Genomic DNA, 22,913 nt, shown 5'->3' on the forward strand with positions numbered 1-22,913 from the left:
ATATATGGCTGATGAAATAGCTACTTTAATAACACAATTAGGACTTTCTAATGAATTACTCCTTGTAGGTGTAATTATTGCAATATTGATTGTTGGTGCTGTTGTAGTTGTTGTTACTAGTAGACCTATATTAGATATTTATCCTTATCTCAACCCTATTGCTAAGGTCAGAGCAAGAAAAGGTAGACTTTTAGATGATAAACAAATGTCAGAAATCATAGAAACCGATTCTATTGATGAGCTTACAAATTATTTAAGAGGATTACCAGATTATGCTCCATACATAAATGAATACTCAATTGAAAAATCATTAGATACACATCTTGCAGATACTTATCAATATCTTGCAACTATTGCACCTGATGAAATTAAGGATTCATTTGATGTTTTAGCTACTAAAACTGATATTGCTAATATTAAAGCATTATTAACTGCTAAAGAAGTAGGATATAATAATGAACAAACATCTAATTTGTTACTTCCTTCCGGTTCATTATATGAAGACTTAGATCGTTTAGTTGATGCAGGTTCTGTAACTGATGTTATTGCAGGATTAGATGGAACCGAATATGCTGATGTTTTAACTGATGCTATTCCAGAATATGAGGAACAAGGTTCTTTATTACCATTTACAAATGCATTAGATAAATATTATTTACATAAATTATTACACTCAACTAAAGTTCCAGGAAATGACAATACTGAAGCAATGTATTCATATATTGGAACCCAGGTAGATATGGATAATCTTAAATTAATTATAAGAGCTAAAGAAAATGGTTTAGCTTATGATTCAATTAGTCCTTTCTTAATTAGTGAAGGTTATCAATTAAGAGAATGGAAACTCAAAGATTTAATGGAATCTGATAATGTTGAAGGAGTTATTTCTTCATTAGAAGGAACTAAATACAGTGAAATACTTTCTGAGCCTTTAGCTCAATACAATAATGGGGAATCTATTGCTGTATTTGAAAAAGCTCTAGATACATATTTTGTTGAATATTCACATTCCTTATCTTTAGAAAAACCATTAGGTGTAGGTCCAATTATAGGATTTTTAAGTGGTAAAGAGAAAGAAATTAAGAACTTAAAAATCATTACAAGAGCTAAAAGAGAAGAAGCATTTCCAGATAGTAAGATTCCGGAGTTGCTTGTATGATTTCATATGTTAATTATGGAGTGATATTATGAGTTCTGTTGCTGTTATTGGAGATTTAGATACTGTCACCGGTTTTAGACTTGGTGGAGTAAGAGAAGGACGTATTGTAAATACTAAAGAAGAAGCTGAACAAGCTCTTGATGAGTTAATTGAAAATAATTTTTCAATTATTATTATTACAGATAAAATAGCTGATGAAATAAGAGAACATATCAGAAAAACTCTCGGTTCAGAGATTGTACCAATGATTATTGAAATCCCTGATAAAAACGGTAAATCTGAAACTGATGGTGATCAAATGAGAGCTCTTATTAAACGAGTTATTGGGGTAGATATCAAATGATTATTGAAGGAAACATTATCAAAATTGCTGGTCCGGTTATCCTTGCAGATGGGATGAGAGGGACTCAAATGCATGAAATGGTAAAAGTAGGTGATTCTAAACTTATCGGGGAAATTATTGAACTCGAAGGTGACACTGCTACCATTCAAGTATATGAAGAAACCGCTGGGATAAAACCTGGTGAAGTAGTAGAAAGTACTGGAGGACCATTATCTGTAGAACTTGGTCCTGGTATTATGGGATCCATCTTTGATGGAATTGAAAGACCTCTTGAAGTTATTAAAGAGAAAACCGGAGATTTCATTGCTAGAGGTGTCCAAGTACCTTCTATTAACAAAGAGAAAAAATGGACATTTAAACCAACTGTAGCTGTAGGAGATAAAGTTACTGGTGGAGATGTTCTTGGTGAAGTAAATGAAACTTCAGCTGTAGTACATAAAATTATGGTACCTCCAACTGTTTCCGGTACTGTAAAAAGTATTGTGGATGGAGATTACACTGTAATAGACGATATTGCAGAAATTGAAACTGAAGAAGGAAACGTCGAAAAAGTTCAAATGTTACAAATCTGGCCTGTAAGGAAAGCTAGACCTTACACAAGAAAACTTGATCCGGATATACCTCTTGTAACTGGTCAAAGAGCACAAGATACTTTCTTCCCTGTAGCTAAAGGTGGAACTGCAGCTATTCCTGGTCCTTTTGGTTCAGGTAAAACTGTTACTCAACAACAATTAGCTAAATGGGCAGATGCTGATATTGTTGTATACATTGGATGTGGAGAACGTGGAAACGAAATGACAGAAGTACTTACTGAATTCCCATTCCTCGATGATCCAAAAACTGGTAATCCTATTATGGATAGAACTGTTCTTATTGCTAACACTTCTAACATGCCAGTAGCTGCTCGTGAAGCATGTGTATACACCGGTATTACTATTGCAGAATACTTCAGAGACCAAGGTTACGATGTAGCACTTATGGCTGATTCAACCTCAAGATGGGCTGAAGCTATGAGGGAGATTTCTGGAAGACTTGAAGAAATGCCTGGTGAAGAAGGTTACCCTGCATACTTAGCATCTAGACTTGCACAGTTCTATGAAAGAGCAGGAAGAGTAACCACTATTGGAACTGAACCTAAAGAAGCTTCTATTAGTGTAGTAGGTGCAGTATCACCTCCTGGTGGAGATTTATCCGAACCTGTTACCCAAAACACCTTACGTATTACTAAAGTATTTTGGGCATTAGATGCATCTCTTGCAGATAAACGTCACTTCCCATCTATTGATTGGTTACAAAGTTATTCATTATATGTGGACAGTATCCAAGATTGGTGGAAGGAAACTGTTGGTGAAGATTGGAGATCTAACCGTGATGAAGCTATGGTTTTACTCCAAGAAGAATCTGAACTCCAAGAAATTGTACAATTAGTTGGTCCAGATGCTTTACCTGATTCCCAACAAGTTGTTTTACAAACTTCCCGTATGTTAAGAGAAGACTTCTTACAACAAAATGCATTTGATGATGTTGATACTTACTGTCCTCCTGCAAAACAAGCAGACATGTTAAGAACCATTCTTTTATTCAACAAAGAAGCTCAAGCTGCTGTTGCAAGAGGTGGAGATATCAAGAAAATAGATGCTTTACCTGTTAAAGAAGAAATTGCAAGAATGAAATATATTCCTGCTGAAGAATTTGAAGCTAAAATCAAAGATATTAAAGCTAATGTTGTAGACCAAATGGGTGGTGTATAAATATGAATACTGATATTAAAACAAGAGAATACACTACAGTCACTGAAGTTTCTGGTCCTTTAATGGTTGTTGAAGGTGTTGAAGGTGTAGCTTACAACGAAATTGTAGACATCGAAACACCTAACGGAGAAAAAAGAAGTGGACAAGTATTAGAAGTTAGGAATGATGTAGCTGTTGTTCAAGTTTTTGAAGGTACAGATGATTTAAACACTAAAAATACTAAAACTAGATTCACTGGTAGAACTGCTAAAATCGGAGTTTCCAGAGATATGATGGGCCGTATCTTTAACGGTACTGGTAAACCTATTGACGGTGGTCCAGAAATAATTCCTGAAAAAGAATTGGATATTAACGGTAACCCTATGAACCCAACTTCAAGGGAATATCCTGCAGATTTCATCCAAACTGGTATTTCTACTATTGATGGAATGAACACTTTAGTAAGAGGTCAAAAACTTCCTATTTTCTCAGGATCTGGTTTACCTCACAATGAACTTGCAGCACAAATTGCAAGACAAGCTAAAGTAGTTGGTGAAGACACTGAATTTACCGTAATTTTCGGTGCAATGGGTATTACTCACGAGGAAGCTAACTTCTTTATGAGAGAATTTGAAAGAACAGGAGCACTTGAAAAAGTAACTGTATTCATGAACTTAGCAGATGATCCTGCTATTGAAAGGATTTTAACTCCTAAAATGGCTTTAACTACTGCAGAATACTTTGCTTTCGAATTAGGTATGCATGTACTTGTTATCTTAACCGATTTAACAAACTACTGTGAAGCATTAAGGGAAATTTCCGCTGCTAGGGACGAAGTACCTGGAAGAAGAGGTTATCCTGGATACATGTATACTGATTTAGCAGGTATATATGAAAGAGCAGGACGTATTCAAGGTAAAGAAGGTTCCATTACTCAAATGCCTATCTTAGTCATGCCTCAAGATGATATTACTCACCCTATTCCAGATTTAACTGGATATATTACAGAAGGACAAATTGTATTAAGTAGGGATTTACACAGGAAAGGTATTTACCCACCTGTAGATGTACTTCCATCATTATCTCGTTTAATGGGTGGAGGTATTGGTGAAGGTAAAACCAGACCTGACCATAGTGGTGTATCTGACCAAATGTATTCAGCTTATGCTGAAGGTCGTGATTTAAGAGATTTAGTAGCTGTAGTTGGTGAAGAAGCTCTTACAGACAGGGATAAAAGTTTTTTAGAATTTGCTCAACAATTTGAAGACAAATTCGTAACTCAATCCAAAGATGAAGATAGAAGCATTGAAGAAACTTTGGATCTTGGTTGGGACTTATTTAAAATCTTACCAAGAACTGAACTTAAACGTGTTAAAGACGAATTTATTGAAGAACACCTTAAAGATTAGATTTAAATTAATTTTTAAATCTTTGGTTCTATCCAACTTTTATAAAGGAGGATATTATGGCAGAAGAAATTTTAGAGGGTATTAATCCTACTCGTATGGAGTTACTCGCTCTTAAAAAACGTGAAAACCTTGCAGTTAAAGGTCACAGTCTTTTAAAAGAAAAACGTGATGCTTTAATCAAAGAGTTTTTTGATATTTTAGACAGAGTTAAAGGCGCTCGTTCCGATGTAGAAAAGATCCTCAAAGAAGCATATGAAGCTTTAACCTTAGCTCAAATTGAAATGGGTGATTTAGCTGTAGAAAAAACTGCTTTATCTGTTAAAGAATCAGTTGATGTAAAGGTTACATCAAGAAGTATTATGGGTGTTCCAGTTCCATTATGTGACACTACATTTGATTCAAGGGATTTAGTCAACCGTGGATATGGTTTCTCAGATACATCTGCTCAATTAGATATTGCTGCTGAAAAATTTGAACAGGCAGTAAAAATGATTATTGAATTAGGTGAAATTGAAAAAACTATCTACCTTTTAGCTGAGGAAATCGAATCAACTAAACGTCGTGTAAATGCTCTTGAACATATTATGATTCCAAAATTGGAAAACACTGTAAAATCTATTGATATGAGACTTCAAGAGATGGAAAGGGAAAATTTCGTTAGATTGAAAATGATTCGTGCTACTATCGAAGCAAATGAAGCAGAAGAAGCTGCTAAAAAAGCTGATAACCCAGCTTAGAAAAACAACATCTAGTATTTAAGATTTATTTAGATTGAAAAAAGGGTAGAATAATATTTTCTCTTATTTATCAACCCCTTTTTCTCTAATCTAGATATTCTTACTAGAATAAATCTTTTTTTATTAAAAAAAGATTTTCTTTTAAACTTTTTTTTATTAAAAGTTAAATTAATTAAAATAAGTGAGATTATGGAAAGAAATCCATTGGAAATGGCTATGCAGGATCCTGAAAAAAGGACTAAATTATATATTTGGATAAATATTGCAATGATTGGTGTAACATTTATTATGGTCTTTGGTGTTATTTTATTTATTTTAATTGCATTTGGAATTATTCATGCATAATTTAATACTTTTTAATTTTTAGGTTTTAAAACTGCTATTTTTTATTTATTTGATTGTTTTTTGAATATATTTTTTAAAATAAGGATTTTTAATTATTATTATTTATGGGGTATTTTTAATTTTTAGGTTTTAAAACTGCTATTTTTTATTTATTTGATTGTTTTTTTGAATATATTTTTTAAAAAAAATATTTAATTTGTTATTATTTATGGAATAACTATTTTTTTTAAAAAAAGAATCAATTTTCTAGTTATTGTCTATATGATAAATATATTTTTAAAAAAAAGGAATTTTTTAATTTAATTATCTATAGGATAGATATTTGAATTGATCTTATCTTTTAATGATTTAATCTCTTTTAAACCTTTTTTCACATTACCACATTCTTTAATTATTGTAACTAGCGGTTGATCCTTTTCTATTATTGTATTTTCATGGGATATATCATATAATCCGTCGATATTGAGATTTCCCTGTTTGATTTTAGATTGTGCATATAATATCTCTTTAATTGCATGGGCATTTGGATTTAATTCTTCTATTAATTCTCCATTACATGCTTTAATATGCTCTTCTAATAGATTTATGGATAACACTTTTTCTACACATTCATAGGTACCTTGAAAACGGGGATTAACTTCTATTAGATATATGTCATTATTTAATATGTTTCCCTCATTATTTTCCTCACCTGATAATATCAAATCTACTCCATTAGATCCGATTAATTTAGATTCTTTTATAATCTCCTCTGAAAGCATATTCATGTCCTCATTTAGATTCTTTATTCCAATCTCATCATGAGGTATATTGAATCTTGTAAATTGTTGTATGGATTTTATATCCAATGGCATAATATTTCCGCAATATCTATAATCACCTTTAAATCCAATATCATCAAGTGTTAATAGTCTTGTATTCATTATTGTCTTTGCATCAGTTGAACTTGCTAGTACTGATGAGCTTATGTTAACTCCACTTATGAATTCCTGAACTAATATCTCGTCCTGTGACAAAAGAATATTTTCAATACTATTTTTTATTTGATTATCTTTAATGTATGCATCATAATTCAGATGGATTGTATCATATCCACCTGATCCTTTATTGGGTTTTACAATAAATGATACATCATCATATTCTTTTAAAATTTCACCTAACTCATCAACATCAGATATTAAAAAAGTCATAGGACATAAGAATTTATTGGAAATTTTATTGTAAAATCTATATTTGTCACTTACATGTTCCGTTGATTTATTTCCGATAATCTTGGATTTGTATTTTTTAAATTCTCCAGTGAAGTCATCTCCACTTATACCTGAAGTTAATATTATATTGTCTGCACTATCCAAATAGTCCCTTACATTAATAAGTAATTTCTTGGCACTATAATTTTCCTCAAATAATCCACAGGATGTGTCTGCCTCTTCATTTAAAATGTGTTTTTCTAATACGTTTTTTGGAAAATCTATAGTCGTATAATAAGCTGAAGAGTATACGTTGTATTTTAGTTTTAAAGCTGAATTTACCTGAGGACGAGTATCAATTCCAAGTATAACTAGATTATCCATTTAAAACATTTCCTTTAATTTCAATATAATTACATTATTAAATTAATGATATAAATTATTTGAGTATAAAATGATATTGAAAATAAGTTTAAAATTAGATTCCCTTATTTAAAAAATAAAAAAATGGGATTAATTATTGTTTTTATTTCTTTCTTGTATTTTTTCCTGATATTTAAAGAATTTTCTTTTGATATTCATATATCCCTTTTTATGGAAAGGACAATCATTTATACAATATGAGCATCCTTCATTACAGCCCTTGCATTTTTTGGGATGTAATTTATCGTTTTTAAGTGCATCATAAGTACATGCATCCATACACTTTCCACATCTTTTGCAGTATTCTTTAATCCAGCTAAAATCCTCTTCGGGATCTGTTTTCTCTAATTTTGCGCTGGTTAAAATCACTGAAATTTTAACTTTGGGGCCATATTCTGGTGTAATTAGGAGTCCACTTCTACCAATGCCTCCTAGATTTGCCTTTGCTGCAATCTTTGAAAAGTCTATAAACTCATCATATTCTGGATGTATTGGTTCTGTATCCACATTATTTTCTCTTAGGAAATCTGAAAGTTTATATGTTTTGTTTGCAATCTGTTCGTAGAGATAATCATTATATGATTTTGCTAAAATTCCCGGTTCCGTTTCTAATATCTCATCAAACATTTCAAAAACCAAAACTATTGCATTGTCATATTCTAATTCAGCGTCATTTAAAATTAAGTCAGGACTTAATTTAGTAAAGCCAACACTTACAACATTTAATTCCTTGGACAACTCCTTAAATCTCTTTATAATATCTGGATTGTAGTTATATACAATATTTTTTGGTCTTTTAACTGTGGATTTATCATAGTTTACTTTGATACTAAATTCTTGGTTTTTTATGATCTCTTTTAATTCTTTACCATTTTCTTTACTTTTGATTTCCATATTATCCCTAGCATTCTTTACTTTTGATTTCCATATTATCCCTAGCAACAGCAACAGCATGTGTCAGTATTGTTCACGTTATAACCTATTCTTGATAGAAATGCTTCATAACCTAACCTTATAAGTTTCTTAATACCTACTAAATCATACATCTTAATCTCATCGCTTGCTGTTAATTCTAAAAATTTGGAGAAGTTTTCATCGTTTATAACCTTTTCGACATCATCCTCTTTAATTTCAAGTATTAAATCTGCAGTCTTATCATCAACCTCCTCGACATCATTAAGTAATGAAACATCGATTCCATTCTCTTTTTTAGTTAAAATAATAAGTTTATCCTCTATTGAATCAATTAAAATTCCTATTTTTCTATTATCTTTTATTCCTGAAAATAGAAAAGATGATCTATTTGCCCAGTCATTCCATTTTTTAATGTCTATTTCCATTTTATCATTCTCCTATTTATTCATTTTTTTCAAGATAATGTTTTTAATGTAATTTACTGCAATTTCTTCATTTTTTCCACATCTTGTCGGATCTTTAGGTTTTATGCTGCAATTCTCAAGCTCTTTATCTATATTAATTGTATCTTCTACCTTTATATTCTTACTTTCTAAAATCTTGTTTACACAGTTATTACTACAACCATTTACTCCAATTATTGGGTATTTATCTATGATTTTATAGATTGACTTATTTGATTCTGCAGCCGTTGATGGTATGCAAATGTGTATGAAATTATCATATTCTTTCTGCGCATCAAAGACAGCAACCCTGGCTACAAGTCCATTAGGGCTCATTCCAGTACATGCTGCAAGGGCTGTCTTTTCATCATTTTTTGATTTAACCTTCATTATAAATCACCGATAAAATACCTTACTTCATTAATAAAAGGTTTAAACCTTTAACCATTTCTGGATTATTGAGTGAATAATAGATCCATTGCCCTTTCTTTGTCCATTTTAGAATCTTTGCTTTTTTTAATATGTTTAAATGATGAGATAGTGTTGATTGTGATTTATTTAATGTCTCGAGTATCTGGCATACACAGAGCTCGTCCACCTCTGATAATAGATAAACAATTTTCAGTCTTGTTGGATCTGCTAATGCTTTAATCATTTCAGAGTCATCATAAATCTCATCATCTTTCGGCATTTTTTCTATGATTGGATTCAAATCAATCTTACAACAATTTTCATCACTACATCCTGTCATGGTTAAGAATTATATTTTGATATATTTAAATATATCGAATTACTTTAAGTAAAAAAATTACAGTTATTAATCTAATTTATATCCTTATAATTTGATTGAAAATTAATTAAATCATTAAAAACAGTCTATAAATTTAGAAAACATTATAAAACTTGATTAAATCTAAAAAATCAGTAAAAAATAGTTTATAAAAAAGAATAGTTCCGAGCGGAGTCGAACCGCCGTCTCCGGGTCCAAAGCCTAGAAGGATTACCACTACCCTACGGAACTAATATTACTATTACTAGTAATGTTCTGTTATGAACATTATAATTTTTGTTATCATAATATATAAGTCTTTCCTTTTTTTTCAAGATTTTTAATCAATTTTTTATTTTTCTGATTTATTAAAAATAGCATATAAAGTAATAAACATTGAATTTCTATTGATCTTTATTTTTTGGATTTTGCCCATGTGCAAACATCATACCATTTACATCTATAACATGTATCTTTAATATCCGAGGAACTTTTAAAAATTCTATTAGTCATGTTAAATAGTTCACTTGCTTTGTACTCTTTCTGGTTTGACTCTTTTAGGACTTTGTCAATTACAATTTTGTCCATCTTTAAAATTTTCTCATTTTCTCTATCATTGATACATATATCTTTGTTAAGATTTGGGCAATATTTACAAAGATCATCTAATCCATTAACTAGGTGTATGGATTCTTCATCATTCATTAGTTTCTCATGAATTATTGTCATGTTCCTTGTAAATTCTTCATTGTATCCATAGCCTTGAAAACCTTGAAGACATAGAAGGTGATGTCCACGTAAATTAATCATTAAAGTCATCTTCTTTAAAAAATAGTTAAAAATAAAAAAGTTAAGAGTATTTTTTTATACTCTTATTCGTCTTTTGGTAGGAATACCTGTGATATAGCAGAACCTGCTAATACTTTAAGTATATCTCCAATAATAAATGGTACAAGTCCCATTACAAGTACTTGGGTTAAGGTTAATGCTGTTCCTTGAGCTAAGTAGAAGTATAAATATAATCCTATTAAACCTGGAATATATATTGCTAAGAAGTTAGCTACAAGTAAGGTTCCAGTCATACCTACGAATTTTCTGGATTGAGGATATCTTTCAGAGATTGAACCTACAAAGTAAGCACAAACTAAGAATCCAATAAAGTATCCACAATTGGTTCCAAGTAATGTAGCGATTCCTCCGGTCATACCACTATACCATGGAATTACAAGACCTAATGCTAAGTACAATACCTGTGATAAAGTACCATACTTTCTTCCAAGTAACATACCTGATATTAAAACTGCAAAAGTCTGTAATGTGATTGGAACTGGGGTCCAAGTTAAAGGTATTGCAATTTGTGCTGCAATTCCAGTAAAACAAGCCATTAAAAATGCAAGTCCAACTTTTTCATAAGTTCCGGCATTTTTCACATGATTATATACTTGGCTTCTTATTGTATAATAAGATTCTATAGTATTGTTTACCATATTTTACCTCCTTTTATAATAGTTAAAGTCGACTAATAGTAAAATATCCAATAATAAGTTTCAATATAATTTATCTTAAATATTATACCTATTATATATTGTTTTAAATAATTTATATATGTTTTTATTAAAGCTTGTATTTAATTAGTTAAAATAGATTTAACATGCTTATTTAATGAATATATGAGATTTAAAAACTGATTTTTTAAACATTTCTTTATTTTAATTAGTTAAATCTATTAAACTGGATTAATCTATTAATTGATCCTTTACACCTGCAATTTCTGCAAGTGTTTTACCTTCCCTTAATTGTTTTAGAATACCCTTTTCTTTACGTTTAATTGAAAGTGTTTCTAGTATGACCTCGTTGAACTTTTCCTGTGGAATGACAACCACTCCATTTTCATCTCCGAAGAAGAAATCTCCAGGTTTGATTGAATCTCCGTCAATATTAAGTTCAACATTAAGTTTTCCATAGCCTAAGGCGGTTCCGGCATTTGGGCAGGTATCAACACAGAATAGTGGATAGTCCATATATTTTAATATATCGATATCCCTCATTTTTCCATAAACTGCAACACCTGCAAGTCCCTGCTCTTTTGCACAGGTTGATGCTAACTCTCCCCATACTGCTAGTGGACCTTCTGTGGATTGTACAAACAATACCTCTCCTTTCCTGCCGATATCAATTCCGGCTACAGCTGTTCCCCAATCTTCTACAGGTGTATAAGCAGTAATGATTTTACCATATGTTCTATGGTTATTCAATGATTTTAAACCTTTAATAACTCCGGTTTTTCTATAAAGGTTATTATATGCATCAGAAACTTGGCAGGTAGATGCATCTTCTAAGATCATATTGAGTTTTTCGTAATTTTCAATATTTGACTCATCTTCCTTTTTAACCAAATCATCCATTGAGAAATCGTCAATATCTAGGTTTATGTCATCTAAACTTAGATCCCTATTACTCCTTGAAGCCATTTTTAAAACTGTATTAGCATTAATTCCTTTTGCCATTATAACACCTGATTGTTAGTTTTATTTTTGATTGTTTAATCATGAATAATTGAATAAATCAATTATATGTCATATAATAGTTTGTTTTTATAAGATTTAATATTAATTAAAAATCCCAATTAAAATTTAAATATACAATTTTATATATGAGTATTTGCAAAAATTATATTAGGTAAAATTTAACAATTATTATGCTCGAAAGAGTTTTTTCATTATTAATATTATTATTCACTAATTAACAAAATAAAGGAGAAACATATAATAGATAGCTATTATTTAAGAAAATTGATTTTAATAGAGAAATATTATTCCGATTTGAAATATTATTATTTATAAATGGGTTTTGATGTTTTGGATATTTTAAATAGGGAATTATTAATAAACACTTGAAGATTATTAAAATTTAAGAATTAATATTGGCTAATATTAAATAAAATAAGGTGTAGTTTATGATGTGTTAAGATTTTTTTGGAAATGTTTTTCATATTTTATTAATATTTAATTAAATTACCTATTCGATATTTGGGGTTTAATTAAGTAGTCATAAACTTGTAAGATTTTATTTAAGTTCTATTATAGGCGGAACTTTATGATTTTTAATTAGGTATATTTGTTATTTAAAGGACTCTTTTTTTGTTTTTTTGCCTATTTTAATCATTTATTCATTAATAACATTCATGTTATTTTTAATAAACTTTATTAATTAATCGAATTATTTACTTTTAAGTAAATATGTTTAAACAATTATTTAGTTTAATTTTTAGCAAACTTCTAAATTAAACTTATATTCTTATAAATTAAGCCGTAAAGGAGGCTTACTATGTCAAAAGGTGAAGAGTTAACAACAACTAAATATCTCATTTATGCTGAAATTAATGCAAATGGGATTGTAGAAAAACCTGATGTTGTAGGTGCTATCTTCGGTCAGACAGAAGGTCTTTTAAGCAATGATTTAGACTTGAGAGAACTTCAAAGAACTGGAAGAATTGGTAGAATTCAGGTTATTATTCATTCTAATAGTGGTCGTGCTAAAGGTGAGATTGTTATTCCTTCTAGTTTAGATAGGATTGAAACAGCCATTTTAGCAGCATCACTTGAAACAATTAACAGGGTAGGTCCTTGTGAAGCAAACATCAAAGTTAAAAAAGTAGAGGATGTTCGTGCTGTAAAACGTCAACAGGTTGTTGAACGTGCTAAAGAAATTTATCAAGGAATGATGGATACCGTTACCCCTGCTAGTATGCAAATGATTGAAGAAGTTAGGGAAGCTATGCGTGTTCATGAGATTTCTGAATTTGGTGAAGAAAGACTTCCTGCAGGACCTAGTGTTCATACTTCTGATGCAATTATTGTTGTGGAAGGTAGGAATGATGTGTTAAATCTCTTGAAATATGGTATTAAAAATACTGTGGCAGTTGAAGGAGTTAATGTTCCTCCAGTAATTGCAGATTTAACTAAAAAACGAACAGTTACCGCATTTGTTGATGGTGATCGTGGCGGAGAATTAATATTAAAAGAACTTATTCAAGTTGGAGATGTTGATTTTGTAACACGTGCACCTGTTGGTAAGGAAGTAGAAGATCTTGAAAAGGATGAAGTTATCACTGCTTTAAGAGATAAAACTCCTATAGAACAATTCTTAGCTTCAACTAATCTTTTATCTGTTCAGGACTCTCCAAGAAACAAATCCAAAAAATCCAAATCCCGTAATAATCATAATAACAAAAAGTATAATAAACGCAATAATCGTCATCAGGATGATGATTATGGATACTCAGATATTGTTGAGGAACCGGATTTAGATGATGAACTTGAAGATGATGAAATCAGCTTGATGAAGGATATGCTTAGAGAAATTGAAGGCAGTGGAACTGGTGAAATCTTGGATGGCGCATTAAACCTTATGAAAGAGGTTAGTGTTGAGGATCTCTATAATGAAGTACAAAATGTTGAGGACAATGCAGAGACTATTGTCTTTGATGGAATTGTATCTCAGAGATTAGTAGACGCTTCATATAAAAAAGGTATTAAAAACCTTGTAGCTTTTAAGGCTAGCAATATTGTTAAAAAACCAAGGGATGTTAAAATTATTACATTACACTAAATAGGATTATTTATCCTATTTATTTCATTTTTATTGGCTATTTTTTTACATTTAATAATTACTTTGACTTATCTTAATCTGTTTTAATCTGATTTTTTTTTAAACTTTTCAATTTGAACAAGTTTTATATACTTTAAAAATATATTGGTATAACGAAGTAAAACTTTTAAAATCAATTTAAGAACTTGATATTATGGTAAATTTTTCTAAATCAAAAGAAGTAAATATTTTCAATCCCTCTTTAACGTCATCAAATCTTCCAAAATATGATGCTGAAGGTAATAAAATAAGCATTTTGGATTTATATAATTTTAATGATTTATGTGAGGATTATATTATTGATTTGGAAATTAGGAACTACTCCCGAAATACTATAAAAACATATAGTACAATAATTAATAATTTTATAGATTTTCTAAAAACTCAGGATGATTTAACTGATGATAAAAAATTTTTAAGATCGTTTAAACGTTATATTCAATATCTAAAAAGAGATAAGGAAGTTTCCCAGAATTATATCTATCTTGTGACCATTACAATTAAAAAATTTCTGGAGTTTAACAATATCTATTATTTATATGATGTGGAAACACCTAAAAGAACTAAATCCCTTCCTAAGTCTTTAAATGAGCATGAGGTAGAGAAACTTATCTCATCAGTTGATGGGGATAGGGAAGATACGAATCTTCAGAAATTTACTAAAATGAGAAATAAAGTTATATTGACTGTTTTATATTCCTCAGGCTTACGTATTAGCGAACTTTTAAATCTTAAAATAAATGATATAGATTTCGAAACCCGTACAATGAGAATACGAGGTAAAGGAGATAAGGATAGAATTGTTTTATTTGATGAGGAATGCCGAAATCTTCTTGAAGAATATCTCAAATTAAAAAATCCTGATAACCCTCTTTTAATATATAATAATAAGGGAAATAAATTAAGTTCACGTTATGTTGAGATGATGATTAAGAAATATGCTAAAAGGGCGGGAATTAAAAAGAAGGTTACTCCCCATGTTCTAAGACATTCCTTCGCAACCCATTTATTGAAACATGGTGTGGATATTAGGATTATTCAACAATTATTAGGTCATGCAAGCCTTTCAACTACTCAAATATACACCAGTGTGGATATGGAATCTGTTAAGGATATATATGATAAAGCAAGAGGTGATCTTGATTGATTTTAGGCATATCCCAGTATCTGTCATAAGTTAAGATAGGGTATTGATTAATCCCGATAACATAATTATATAATTAATAATCAATATTTTAATATAAATATAAGGTGTAAAAAGCCTGGTTTTATATATTTTATTGTTTATTCTTTAATCGTAAGTTTTTTATTAATGAATATTTTTTATATATAAAAGTATCGAAAACTTTATATATGATGACACATAATGTATTATTTGTATTGGAATTTAAATATTTTTTTAACTGATTTTTTATGAAAGTGTTAGGTAATAGTTTACATATTGCAAAATCTGGAAAATTAATTGCTAGGGGAAAACAAACTCCAATAATTGGTGCTTTGGTTTTTGACAATAATAAAAACAAGATTGGTAAGGTAAATACTGTTTTTGGACCGACTAAGAATCCATATATTTCTATTAATCTTTTTAGGTCTGCTAATCGAGATAGGATTATGAAAAATTCAGGTGAAAAATTATTTGTTTCAAATGATAAAAAGCGTAAACGGGGGAGGAGACCACGGAAAAAGAACAACTAAAAGAAAGTATTAAAAGAACCAGAAGATCCAAACAAATTTCAAGAAATGGTATCTCTGATAATAATACTTCAGAAAAAGAACAAATGCAGCATGATGTATTTGATATAGATAAGCAAACTCGTTGTCCAGAATGTGGATCAGACCAATTAATTGGTGATTATGAGAGGGCAGAAGTTGTTTGTGCAAATTGTGGACTCGTTATTGATGAAAACCTTGTTGATATGGGACCAGAATGGAGAGCATTTGACCACGAGCAAAGAGATAAAAGGACTCGTGTAGGAGCACCTATCACTTATACCATTCACGATAAGGGTTTAAGTACAATGATTGATTGGAGGAATAAAGATATCTATGGAAGAGATATTCCTGCAAGAAATAGGGCTCAATGGTACCGTTTAAGAAAATGGCAAAGAAAAATCAGGATTTCTGGTGCTACAGAAAGAAACTTAGCATTTGCTTTAAGTGAATTAGATAGGGATTCCTCAAGACTTGGTCTTCCAAGAAGTGTAAGGGAATCTGCATCTGTTGTATACAGAAGTGCAGTGGATAATAAACTTATACGTGGAAGAAGTATTGAAGGTGTTGTAGCTGCTTCACTTTATGCCGCATGTAGAAGATGTAAAGTACCTCGTACTTTGGATGAGATTGCTGAAGTTTCCCGTGTTACTAAAAAAGAAGTTGGAAGGACTTACAGATTCTTAACTCGTGAATTGAATATTAAATTACCACCTACTTCACCAGTAGACTATGTTCCAAGGTTTGCTAGTGAATTAGGTTTATCTGGAGAGGTTCAATCTAAAGCTATTGATATTATTAATAAGGCAATGGAAAAAGGATTAACTTCTGGAAGAGGTCCTACTGGTGTAGCTGCTGCTGCATTATATATTGCATCAGTTCTCTTAGGTGAAAGGAAAACTCAAAGAGATGTTGCGGAAATTGCAGGTGTTACAGAAGTTACAATAAGAAACAGATATAAAGAACTTACTGAACAATTAGAAATGGGCGTAACCTTATAAGCCCATTTTCCATTTTTTAAATATTTTTACTATAATTAGCTATTTTTAGATTTCTATAAATTACTTATTAATTTGAGATCTTCTATAATTTATTTGTAGAGTTAACCTATTTTTTTTGATTGAATTAATCTTATTTAATTTATTTTTAGTAGAATTGATTCTCATTTTCTTAAAATTAGTTTTTAGTTTATTTTTTTTAGTAAAATTAGTCTTTATTATAATATAAATTTAATTTTTAGTAAATTAGTTTTTATTTTTATATAAAATTAGTTTTTAGCTTATTTTAAGTAAGTTTGGATTATTTCAAATAATATTAATCATGTTTTAGTTGTTATATAAATTAGTTTAAAATAATTAAAAAATAGTTTTTATAAAGTTGATAAGCTTAAAATATTAAAATGGTAATATCTTAAGCATCTTTAAACTTATAATGACTAATACTATTGCAAACAATATTCTTAAATGTTTTTCATTAATTTTATAAGCTATTTTAGCCCCATAATGGGCCATTGGTATGGAAAATATTATTATTAATATGAAATTAACTAGATTAACATATCCGATTGAGTATGGAAGTATATTTGCACCCCATCCAGATAACATATATGATATTGAACCTCCAATGGAGGAGAATGGTATAAATATGGTAGATGTTCCAATTGCCTCAACCATTGTAAATCCAAATAACAGGGTTAATATCGGTATAATAAAGACTCCACCACCGATTCCTAAAAGTCCTGCAAAGAATCCTACAACTATACCAATAATTCCCGCAGTCAGGTAATTTAACTTTAATTTGGGTTCGTTTTCTGTATCGTCTTTTTTAAGAAACATGTTAATTGCGATACCGATAAGAAGTAATCCAAATAAAATCTCTAATGCCCTTGTAGGTATGATTGTGGAGATGTTTCCTCCTATAAATCCACCAATAATACCGAAAACACCAAACATTATTCCCGGCTTTAAGATATCAATTTTGGATTCTTTAACATGGGTATAAGCTCCTGATAGAGATGTTGGTATGATACAGGTCAAACTAGTACCTAAAGCTATTCTAAATGCAAGATCTGATGGTATGCCAATAGTTTGAAGTGCAAAATACTGTAGAGGAACCATTAAAAATCCTCCACCAACACCTAATAGTCCTGATGCTAAACCTACAATTATTCCAATTCCTATTAAAAATAGGATATATGTTGTTGTGAATATAATTTAAAACACCCTTTAATTTAAAACAATTTGTATAAAAAATTTATATAATCTATTTATACTATTTATTATAAGAAATATAAAATATATTTCATTTAAAATATTAGATTTGTTGATAAAATGGAGAGGAATATTGATAATTATTATCTTGCAGGATTCGTTTTGATTATCTTTGCCTGCTTGATATATTTTACAAGTTTTTTAGATATAATCATAAGGCCTATTTTACAACCTTTTTTAATGGGTTCTTCAAAGGGTAAGGATGTATTATATTTCGGAATCTTCGGATTATTCTTAATCTTTTCAAGATTTGGTGAAAAACATAATATTAATTGGTTTAACAAGTCTAATGATTTCTATCTTAAATTATCATTTGTCATAATGATTTTTTTAGGTAGTGTCGGAATTTTAACCGAGATTTATATAAGACTTTCAATGAATCTGCCATTGGATACAACCTTGGTGATTGTTGAACCTAAAATGACATCAACAAGTATTCTACATTCACATGTTCTTAAATCCATATTCGGTGCCATTGTTGTAATGTTTATTCCAAATATTCCTTCAGGCATTCATGTTGGAAACAGTTTAGCTCCTTATATTCCGGATATCGTAAAGGCTATATTTATCTTAGTGCCTGTGTTGTTTATTACAATGATTAAATCAATGGAAAACAGAACTATATTTCCAAAACTATTAATGATTGCTTTATTTAGTTTAGGCATTATTGGTATAATGGATGGCGGCCTATTCTCCACACCTGCTGTTGCAGGCTGGTATTGTATGTTAATTATAATGTATAATGAGTATTTAATTGATCATATATCTCCACTTTTAAGTAGAAATACAGATAAAGAAAGTTTAAAAAGGGAAAATAATGGGATTGATAGTGGAAAGTCTCTATTTGAAACTATTAAACATGATTTGTCCCTATTTAAAGCGGAATTTTTCAGTGGAAGGAAGGTTAAACATTATTTTAAAATAATGTTGCCTCATTTGATATTATTTATCTTCCTGGTTCTAAGATTCTCATTTATATTTGCAATAGCAAACACGGCATATTATGAAGTAAATATCTTAGAGCCTGAGGATTCAATTGATTTAAACAATTATGGTGTAATCAGTGTTGTACATAGTACTGACCGTGACATTTATAGGTTAAATCCTGATTATAATGAGATGGTCTTATTAAATAGTCTTGATAGATCATTAAATCAAAAATGTAGGGCCTATACTATATCATGGAATGCATATTCCTATCTGTAGAAATCAAATTTAGGAATATTTATTTTTCCTTTTTTTATTAAGATTAATATAGTTTAAATTATAATATTATATTAGTTGTTTTAGAAATCCTTAGGGGATTTCATTTTAATTTTATTTCTGTGTATATTTTTTGTGATAATATGAAACTTAGTATAATTATTCCGTCTTATAATGAAGAAGAAAACTTACCAGGTTTGCTTGAAAGTATTCACTCCCAGGATTTTAAAGACTATGAGGTTATAGTTGCAGATGCTAATTCAACAGATAAAACCTATCAGATAGCAAAGTATTATGGTTGTATTGTTGTTGAAGGGGGTTTACCTGCAGTTGGAAGGAATAATGGTGCTAAAGTTGCTAAAGGGGACTTATTGTTATTTTTAGATGCTGATTTAAAGCTTTCTAAAGATTATCTTAAAGATGCAGTCGAGGAATTTAATAGGGAAGGTCTTGGAATAGCAATATCTCAGATGATTCCCGATTCAGATAAAATTTCATATAAGGCATTACACGATTTTGCAAATACCTTTATGAAGTCTGTTGAAAACATCAAACCTCATGGTGCAGGCTGTTATGGTATTCTAACAAGAAAGGTATTACATGATAGGGTTAATGGTTTTGATGAATCCTTAGATTATGGGGAAGATACTGATTATATTGAAAGAATTGGAGCAATCTCAGAGTTTAAGGTTCTTAGAAAACCGAAAGTTATAGTATCCACACGTAGACTTGAGGAAGACGGTCTATTAAAACTTATTAAAACCTATGGTAAAAGTACTGTAAATGATTTTAGAGGAAAAAGAACATCTGCAGATGAGTTAGGTTATAGTTTTGAACATGGTGATGATAAAAAATCCAAGTCCAAGAAAACCAAACCGATTCATATAAAATCATCAAATAAGAGCAATGTCTCTAAAAATGATGGTATGAGTAAATTGAGGGGTTCTAAAAATAAATTTAACAAATATGAAACAAAAGGAAATATAAGTCTTCCAAAAAAAGAATCCTCAAATAAAAAAACAGGTGATGCCTCAATAGAAAATTCTCAGGCGCTTGTAAAATCAGGTAATGGTCTTGTAGAGTCTCAAAAGAAAATTATTTTTTATTGTGTATGTGGGGAAGGTATGGGCCATGCGATTAGAAGTGGAGTCATATTGGAACGTCTTACAAAGATATATGATGTTTATATCTTCTCAGGTAACAGGGCATATACCTATTTGAACTCTAAATTTGATAATGTATATGAAATCGGAGTATATAATACTGTTTATGAGGATAATGTCGTAAATGATATTGCAACTTTCACTAAATGTATGAAGGAAAGTCCTTCTAACATTAAAAAGGCCTATGATACGATTTTCAAGCTTGCACGTAAACTTAAGCCGGGAATTATTGTGACTGACTTTGAAAATTATTGTAATATTGTGGCAAATACATTAAATATTCCGTTGATAAGTCTTGACAATATTCATATGATCACTGAAACTGAGATTGACTATCCTCCTCATCATAAAATAGACATGCTTAAAGCCAAAGCCGTTATAAAGGTTTATGTTCATGACGCTAAGATACATATTCTAACAAGTTTCTTTAATCCTCCAATAAAGGAGGGCAGGAATTCCGTTATATACCCTCCAATCTTAAGGGAAGATATAATGAAACTTAAACCCGAGATTAAAGATCATGTAATTGTCTATCAAACTAGTAATTCTAATTATAAGCTTATGGAAAGACTTAAGAAGATTAATGAGAATTTTATAGTCTATGGATTTAATAAGGATGAGGTAGATGAAAATTTAACCTATCGTTCATTTAATGAGGATATTTTTTATGATGATTTAAGGACTGCTAAGGCGGTTATCACCAATGGTGGCTTTACTTTAATCAGTGAAGCCATTTACCTTAAAAAACCAATCTATAGTATGCCTGCATTGGGTAATTTTGAGCAGATTTTAAATGGTTTTTATGTGGATAAACTAGGTTATGGTGAATATCATGAGGATATGGAGTCTAAAAACATTAAAAGCTTCCTATCAAACCTTGATAAATATCAAAAAAATCTAAATAAAGTTGTAAATACAGATAACTCCGCAATCTTCAATGAGTTGTATCGGGATATTGAGAAATATTATAAATATTCTTAAATTTAAGATTTAATCCATTAATTAACAAAATATGTTAAACGAATGGATATGGTTGAGAAAGAATGTAATAGGTTATATCTTGAAGGTTTTCTAGACTCTAAAATATTATATTTCTGGGTCTGATAGAGGGGGATTCAAAAGGAATTATCCTAATAGGTCAAAGGTTATTGAAAGATTATTATATGGTTGATAAAAATGATTTTTTATCTTAAAGAATATCCAAAAATAGAAAAAGTTAAATTAGAAAATGGTTACAAAATTATAAAATATGTGGGTTATGTAGATGATGAACGATTTGAAGGTTTTTATCGGGGAAATAAAAAATCTTCAGAGTTTTGCTTTGTATTTACTTACAATGAAGGAGGTAAATTAATAAGCAAGGAATTAAAGAAAAATCCCCATCGTAATCTTAATCTTCCTTACTCGGAAGGTGCTGTTTAATATTATTTTTTTTATAGGGGATATTGCTGTTTTTTTACTAAATGTCTTTCAGTATAAAAAAATAACTTTTTTTTAATTAAAAATATTTTACATGTCTTTTTATTTTACCTTCTTTTATAAAAAAGGATTTAAAAGTTTATTCACATTATTTTTATTCTTCTTTTTTAAAATTAACTTGTATATTTCTACTTTTTAAATTCTTATTTTAAAGTTTTACTTTAGATAAATTGATTAATAGAAAAATATAATAATTTTTAAACTTATATAAAAAGGTATGAATAGTAAGTTTTCGATATTAATATTATCATTAATTATTCTTTTGCTATTTGCAGGTACTGCTATGATTAGTGCAGATAGTAACAGTTCCAATTCAAAAACAGTTAAGGTGGATAACGTTAGTTTTACATTACCTCAACAATACCAATCTGGAAATTTAACTAATAACAGTTATGTTATTAAAAACGTATTCGAATTTGGTATTTTGTCATTAGGCGATAACAGGAATCTTGGAAGTAATCTTATTGATGAGTTATATTATAGTAATTTAAACTCTTATGAGTATACTGATATTGACGGACATTATGCATTTGTCACTAATTCCTATAAAAGCTCTGTTAAACATAATGTAACTTCTATATTCTTTAATACAGGAGATAAGATGTATTTATTATCTTATAATGGAAATAATTTAACTCCGGTTATAGAAGATGTAATTGGCAGTACTCCTAAATCAGAAATGTCTAGAGACGAATTTGTTAATCTTATAAATTCAACATATGAAGAATATGCTGCCGATGAGGATGCTGCAAATGAAGCTTATGATTATGAGAAATATTATGAGGATTATAGTAATTCCCAAACACATCATCATAGAATTAATTTCATCTGGATAATTTAATATTATTTAATTCTCTTTTTTATTTTCTTGATTTAAGGCTTAATTTATAATTATTATAAAAGATTCGCCTTTATCTTTAATTTAAATTCTCTTTTTTTCTTTAATTTAATGTTAATAAATAATAATTTATAATT

Annotated in this window: 23 protein-coding genes and 1 tRNA gene; 14 read left to right on the forward strand and 10 right to left on the reverse strand. The window is 29.6% G+C overall.

What is annotated here, in order from left to right; all coding sequences use genetic code 11:
* Positions 1–4: 4 nt before the first annotated feature.
* The 6 genes from ABM4_RS02135 to ABM4_RS08960 all read left to right on the forward strand — a co-directional run bounded on the left by ABM4_RS02135 (position 5) and on the right by ABM4_RS08960 (position 5,723).
* Positions 5–1,159, forward strand: a complete 1,155-nt coding sequence (locus tag ABM4_RS02135) for a V-type ATP synthase subunit C (RefSeq protein WP_016358037.1) — start codon at positions 5–7, stop codon at positions 1,157–1,159.
* A 25-nt stretch (positions 1,160–1,184) separates the two neighbouring features.
* Positions 1,185–1,502, forward strand: coding sequence for a V-type ATP synthase subunit F (locus tag ABM4_RS02140; RefSeq protein WP_040682504.1), 318 nt, complete (start codon positions 1,185–1,187; stop codon positions 1,500–1,502).
* Positions 1,499–3,253, forward strand: coding sequence for an ATP synthase subunit A (locus ABM4_RS02145; RefSeq protein WP_016358039.1), 1,755 nt, complete (start codon positions 1,499–1,501; stop codon positions 3,251–3,253). The genes ABM4_RS02140 and ABM4_RS02145 overlap by 4 nt, the downstream gene beginning before the upstream one ends.
* A gap of 2 nt (positions 3,254–3,255) precedes the next feature.
* Entirely contained in the window at positions 3,256–4,641 is a 1,386-nt protein-coding gene (locus ABM4_RS02150) for an ATP synthase subunit B (RefSeq protein WP_016358040.1), read from the forward strand.
* 56 nt (positions 4,642–4,697) lie between these two features.
* Entirely contained in the window at positions 4,698–5,378 is a 681-nt protein-coding gene (locus ABM4_RS02155; RefSeq protein ID WP_016358041.1) for a V-type ATP synthase subunit D, read from the forward strand.
* 189 nt (positions 5,379–5,567) lie between these two features.
* The gene (locus ABM4_RS08960; protein ID WP_016358042.1) at positions 5,568–5,723 is read left to right on the forward strand and encodes a hypothetical protein; all 156 of its coding nucleotides are present in this window, start codon (positions 5,568–5,570) and stop codon (positions 5,721–5,723) included.
* Positions 5,724–6,022: 299 nt separating this feature from the next.
* Here the strand turns inward: ABM4_RS08960 and ABM4_RS02160 are convergent, their stop codons facing one another.
* From ABM4_RS02160 to ABM4_RS02200, 9 genes are all read right to left on the reverse strand, one after another.
* Positions 6,023–7,297 carry an ATP-grasp domain-containing protein gene (locus ABM4_RS02160; protein ID WP_016358043.1) on the reverse strand — a complete coding sequence of 425 codons (1,275 nt, stop codon included), beginning with the start codon at positions 7,295–7,297 and terminating at the stop codon, positions 6,023–6,025.
* A gap of 129 nt (positions 7,298–7,426) precedes the next feature.
* Positions 7,427–8,230: a 4Fe-4S binding protein gene (locus ABM4_RS02165; protein ID WP_016358044.1), complete on the reverse strand. Its 804-nt coding sequence runs from the start codon at positions 8,228–8,230 to the stop codon at positions 7,427–7,429.
* A gap of 41 nt (positions 8,231–8,271) precedes the next feature.
* Entirely contained in the window at positions 8,272–8,676 is a 405-nt protein-coding gene (locus tag ABM4_RS02170; RefSeq protein WP_016358045.1) for a hypothetical protein, read from the reverse strand.
* A 12-nt stretch (positions 8,677–8,688) separates the two neighbouring features.
* On the reverse strand, positions 8,689–9,084 hold the full coding sequence (locus tag ABM4_RS02175) for a putative zinc-binding protein (RefSeq protein WP_016358046.1): 396 nt from the start codon (positions 9,082–9,084) through the stop codon (positions 8,689–8,691).
* A gap of 22 nt (positions 9,085–9,106) precedes the next feature.
* Entirely contained in the window at positions 9,107–9,445 is a 339-nt protein-coding gene (locus ABM4_RS02180) for a helix-turn-helix transcriptional regulator (RefSeq protein ID WP_016358047.1), read from the reverse strand.
* Between the two features lie 198 nt (positions 9,446–9,643).
* Positions 9,644–9,715 (reverse strand) — tRNA-Gln (locus ABM4_RS02185).
* Between the two features lie 162 nt (positions 9,716–9,877).
* Complete coding sequence (locus tag ABM4_RS02190) at positions 9,878–10,273, reverse strand: DUF1284 domain-containing protein (RefSeq protein ID WP_160162424.1); 396 nt, start codon at positions 10,271–10,273, stop codon at positions 9,878–9,880.
* Between the two features lie 62 nt (positions 10,274–10,335).
* Positions 10,336–10,950 carry a biotin transporter BioY gene (locus ABM4_RS02195; RefSeq protein WP_016358049.1) on the reverse strand — a complete coding sequence of 205 codons (615 nt, stop codon included), beginning with the start codon at positions 10,948–10,950 and terminating at the stop codon, positions 10,336–10,338.
* Positions 10,951–11,199: 249 nt separating this feature from the next.
* A complete protein-coding gene (locus ABM4_RS02200; protein ID WP_016358050.1) occupies positions 11,200–11,970 on the reverse strand; it encodes a demethylmenaquinone methyltransferase in 771 nt (256 codons plus the stop codon).
* Positions 11,971–12,790: 820 nt separating this feature from the next.
* Between ABM4_RS02200 and dnaG the strand changes: the two genes are divergently transcribed.
* The 4 genes from dnaG (at position 12,791) to ABM4_RS02220 (ending at position 16,824) form a co-directional block, all read left to right on the forward strand.
* Positions 12,791–14,074, forward strand: a complete 1,284-nt coding sequence (gene dnaG / locus ABM4_RS02205) for a DNA primase DnaG (RefSeq protein WP_016358051.1) — start codon at positions 12,791–12,793, stop codon at positions 14,072–14,074.
* Positions 14,075–14,267: 193 nt separating this feature from the next.
* The gene (gene xerA / locus ABM4_RS02210; RefSeq protein WP_016358052.1) at positions 14,268–15,260 is read left to right on the forward strand and encodes a site-specific tyrosine recombinase/integron integrase; all 993 of its coding nucleotides are present in this window, start codon (positions 14,268–14,270) and stop codon (positions 15,258–15,260) included.
* Between the two features lie 266 nt (positions 15,261–15,526).
* Complete coding sequence (locus ABM4_RS02215) at positions 15,527–15,808, forward strand: Gar1/Naf1 family protein (protein WP_016358053.1); 282 nt, start codon at positions 15,527–15,529, stop codon at positions 15,806–15,808.
* An 83-nt stretch (positions 15,809–15,891) separates the two neighbouring features.
* A complete protein-coding gene (locus ABM4_RS02220) occupies positions 15,892–16,824 on the forward strand; it encodes a transcription initiation factor IIB (RefSeq protein WP_016358054.1) in 933 nt (310 codons plus the stop codon).
* A 393-nt stretch (positions 16,825–17,217) separates the two neighbouring features.
* Here ABM4_RS02220 and ABM4_RS02225 read toward each other — a convergent pair whose 3' ends face one another.
* Positions 17,218–18,036 carry a sulfite exporter TauE/SafE family protein gene (locus ABM4_RS02225; protein WP_048200796.1) on the reverse strand — a complete coding sequence of 273 codons (819 nt, stop codon included), beginning with the start codon at positions 18,034–18,036 and terminating at the stop codon, positions 17,218–17,220.
* 117 nt (positions 18,037–18,153) lie between these two features.
* Between ABM4_RS02225 and ABM4_RS02230 the strand changes: the two genes are divergently transcribed.
* From ABM4_RS02230 to ABM4_RS02245, 4 genes are all read left to right on the forward strand, one after another.
* The gene (locus tag ABM4_RS02230; RefSeq protein ID WP_016358056.1) at positions 18,154–19,299 is read left to right on the forward strand and encodes a hypothetical protein; all 1,146 of its coding nucleotides are present in this window, start codon (positions 18,154–18,156) and stop codon (positions 19,297–19,299) included.
* A gap of 140 nt (positions 19,300–19,439) precedes the next feature.
* A complete protein-coding gene (locus ABM4_RS02235) occupies positions 19,440–21,440 on the forward strand; it encodes an MJ1255/VC2487 family glycosyltransferase (protein WP_016358057.1) in 2,001 nt (666 codons plus the stop codon).
* Positions 21,441–21,635: 195 nt separating this feature from the next.
* Positions 21,636–21,881 (forward strand): hypothetical protein, encoded by a 246-nt coding sequence (locus ABM4_RS02240; protein ID WP_016358058.1) that lies wholly within the window; start codon positions 21,636–21,638, stop codon positions 21,879–21,881.
* A gap of 274 nt (positions 21,882–22,155) precedes the next feature.
* Positions 22,156–22,779, forward strand: a complete 624-nt coding sequence (locus tag ABM4_RS02245) for a hypothetical protein (protein ID WP_016358059.1) — start codon at positions 22,156–22,158, stop codon at positions 22,777–22,779.
* The last annotated feature ends 134 nt before the right edge of the window (positions 22,780–22,913 follow it).

Origin of the sequence: Methanobrevibacter sp. AbM4, from assembly GCF_000404165.1 — an archaeon.
GTDB classification, from domain to species: Archaea; Methanobacteriota; Methanobacteria; order Methanobacteriales; family Methanobacteriaceae; genus Methanarmilla; species Methanarmilla boviskoreani.

Bases quoted from the DNA above. Each gene is read 5' to 3' on its own strand.
- ABM4_RS02150 (WP_016358040.1), top strand. From the start codon at position 3,256: ATGAATACTGATATTAAAACAAGAGAATACACTACAGTCACTGAAGTT.
- ABM4_RS02160 (WP_016358043.1), bottom strand. From the start codon at position 7,297: ATGGATAATCTAGTTATACTTGGAATTGATACTCGTCCTCAGGTAAAT.
- ABM4_RS02220 (WP_016358054.1), top strand. From the start codon at position 15,892: ATGCAGCATGATGTATTTGATATAGATAAGCAAACTCGTTGTCCAGAA.
- ABM4_RS02155 (WP_016358041.1), top strand. From the start codon at position 4,698: ATGGCAGAAGAAATTTTAGAGGGTATTAATCCTACTCGTATGGAGTTA.
- ABM4_RS02200 (WP_016358050.1), bottom strand. From the start codon at position 11,970: ATGGCAAAAGGAATTAATGCTAATACAGTTTTAAAAATGGCTTCAAGG.
- ABM4_RS02190 (WP_160162424.1), bottom strand. From the start codon at position 10,273: ATGATTAATTTACGTGGACATCACCTTCTATGTCTTCAAGGTTTTCAA.
- ABM4_RS02240 (WP_016358058.1), top strand. From the start codon at position 21,636: ATGATTTTTTATCTTAAAGAATATCCAAAAATAGAAAAAGTTAAATTA.
- ABM4_RS02180 (WP_016358047.1), bottom strand. From the start codon at position 9,445: ATGACAGGATGTAGTGATGAAAATTGTTGTAAGATTGATTTGAATCCA.
- ABM4_RS08960 (WP_016358042.1), top strand. From the start codon at position 5,568: ATGGAAAGAAATCCATTGGAAATGGCTATGCAGGATCCTGAAAAAAGG.
- ABM4_RS02165 (WP_016358044.1), bottom strand. From the start codon at position 8,230: ATGGAAATCAAAAGTAAAGAAAATGGTAAAGAATTAAAAGAGATCATA.
- ABM4_RS02230 (WP_016358056.1), top strand. From the start codon at position 18,154: ATGGAGAGGAATATTGATAATTATTATCTTGCAGGATTCGTTTTGATT.
- ABM4_RS02175 (WP_016358046.1), bottom strand. From the start codon at position 9,084: ATGAAGGTTAAATCAAAAAATGATGAAAAGACAGCCCTTGCAGCATGT.
- ABM4_RS02235 (WP_016358057.1), top strand. From the start codon at position 19,440: ATGAAACTTAGTATAATTATTCCGTCTTATAATGAAGAAGAAAACTTA.
- dnaG (WP_016358051.1), top strand. From the start codon at position 12,791: ATGTCAAAAGGTGAAGAGTTAACAACAACTAAATATCTCATTTATGCT.
- ABM4_RS02245 (WP_016358059.1), top strand. From the start codon at position 22,156: ATGAATAGTAAGTTTTCGATATTAATATTATCATTAATTATTCTTTTG.
- ABM4_RS02195 (WP_016358049.1), bottom strand. From the start codon at position 10,950: ATGGTAAACAATACTATAGAATCTTATTATACAATAAGAAGCCAAGTA.
- xerA (WP_016358052.1), top strand. From the start codon at position 14,268: ATGGTAAATTTTTCTAAATCAAAAGAAGTAAATATTTTCAATCCCTCT.
- ABM4_RS02145 (WP_016358039.1), top strand. From the start codon at position 1,499: ATGATTATTGAAGGAAACATTATCAAAATTGCTGGTCCGGTTATCCTT.
- ABM4_RS02170 (WP_016358045.1), bottom strand. From the start codon at position 8,676: ATGGAAATAGACATTAAAAAATGGAATGACTGGGCAAATAGATCATCT.
- ABM4_RS02135 (WP_016358037.1), top strand. From the start codon at position 5: ATGGCTGATGAAATAGCTACTTTAATAACACAATTAGGACTTTCTAAT.
- ABM4_RS02215 (WP_016358053.1), top strand. From the start codon at position 15,527: ATGAAAGTGTTAGGTAATAGTTTACATATTGCAAAATCTGGAAAATTA.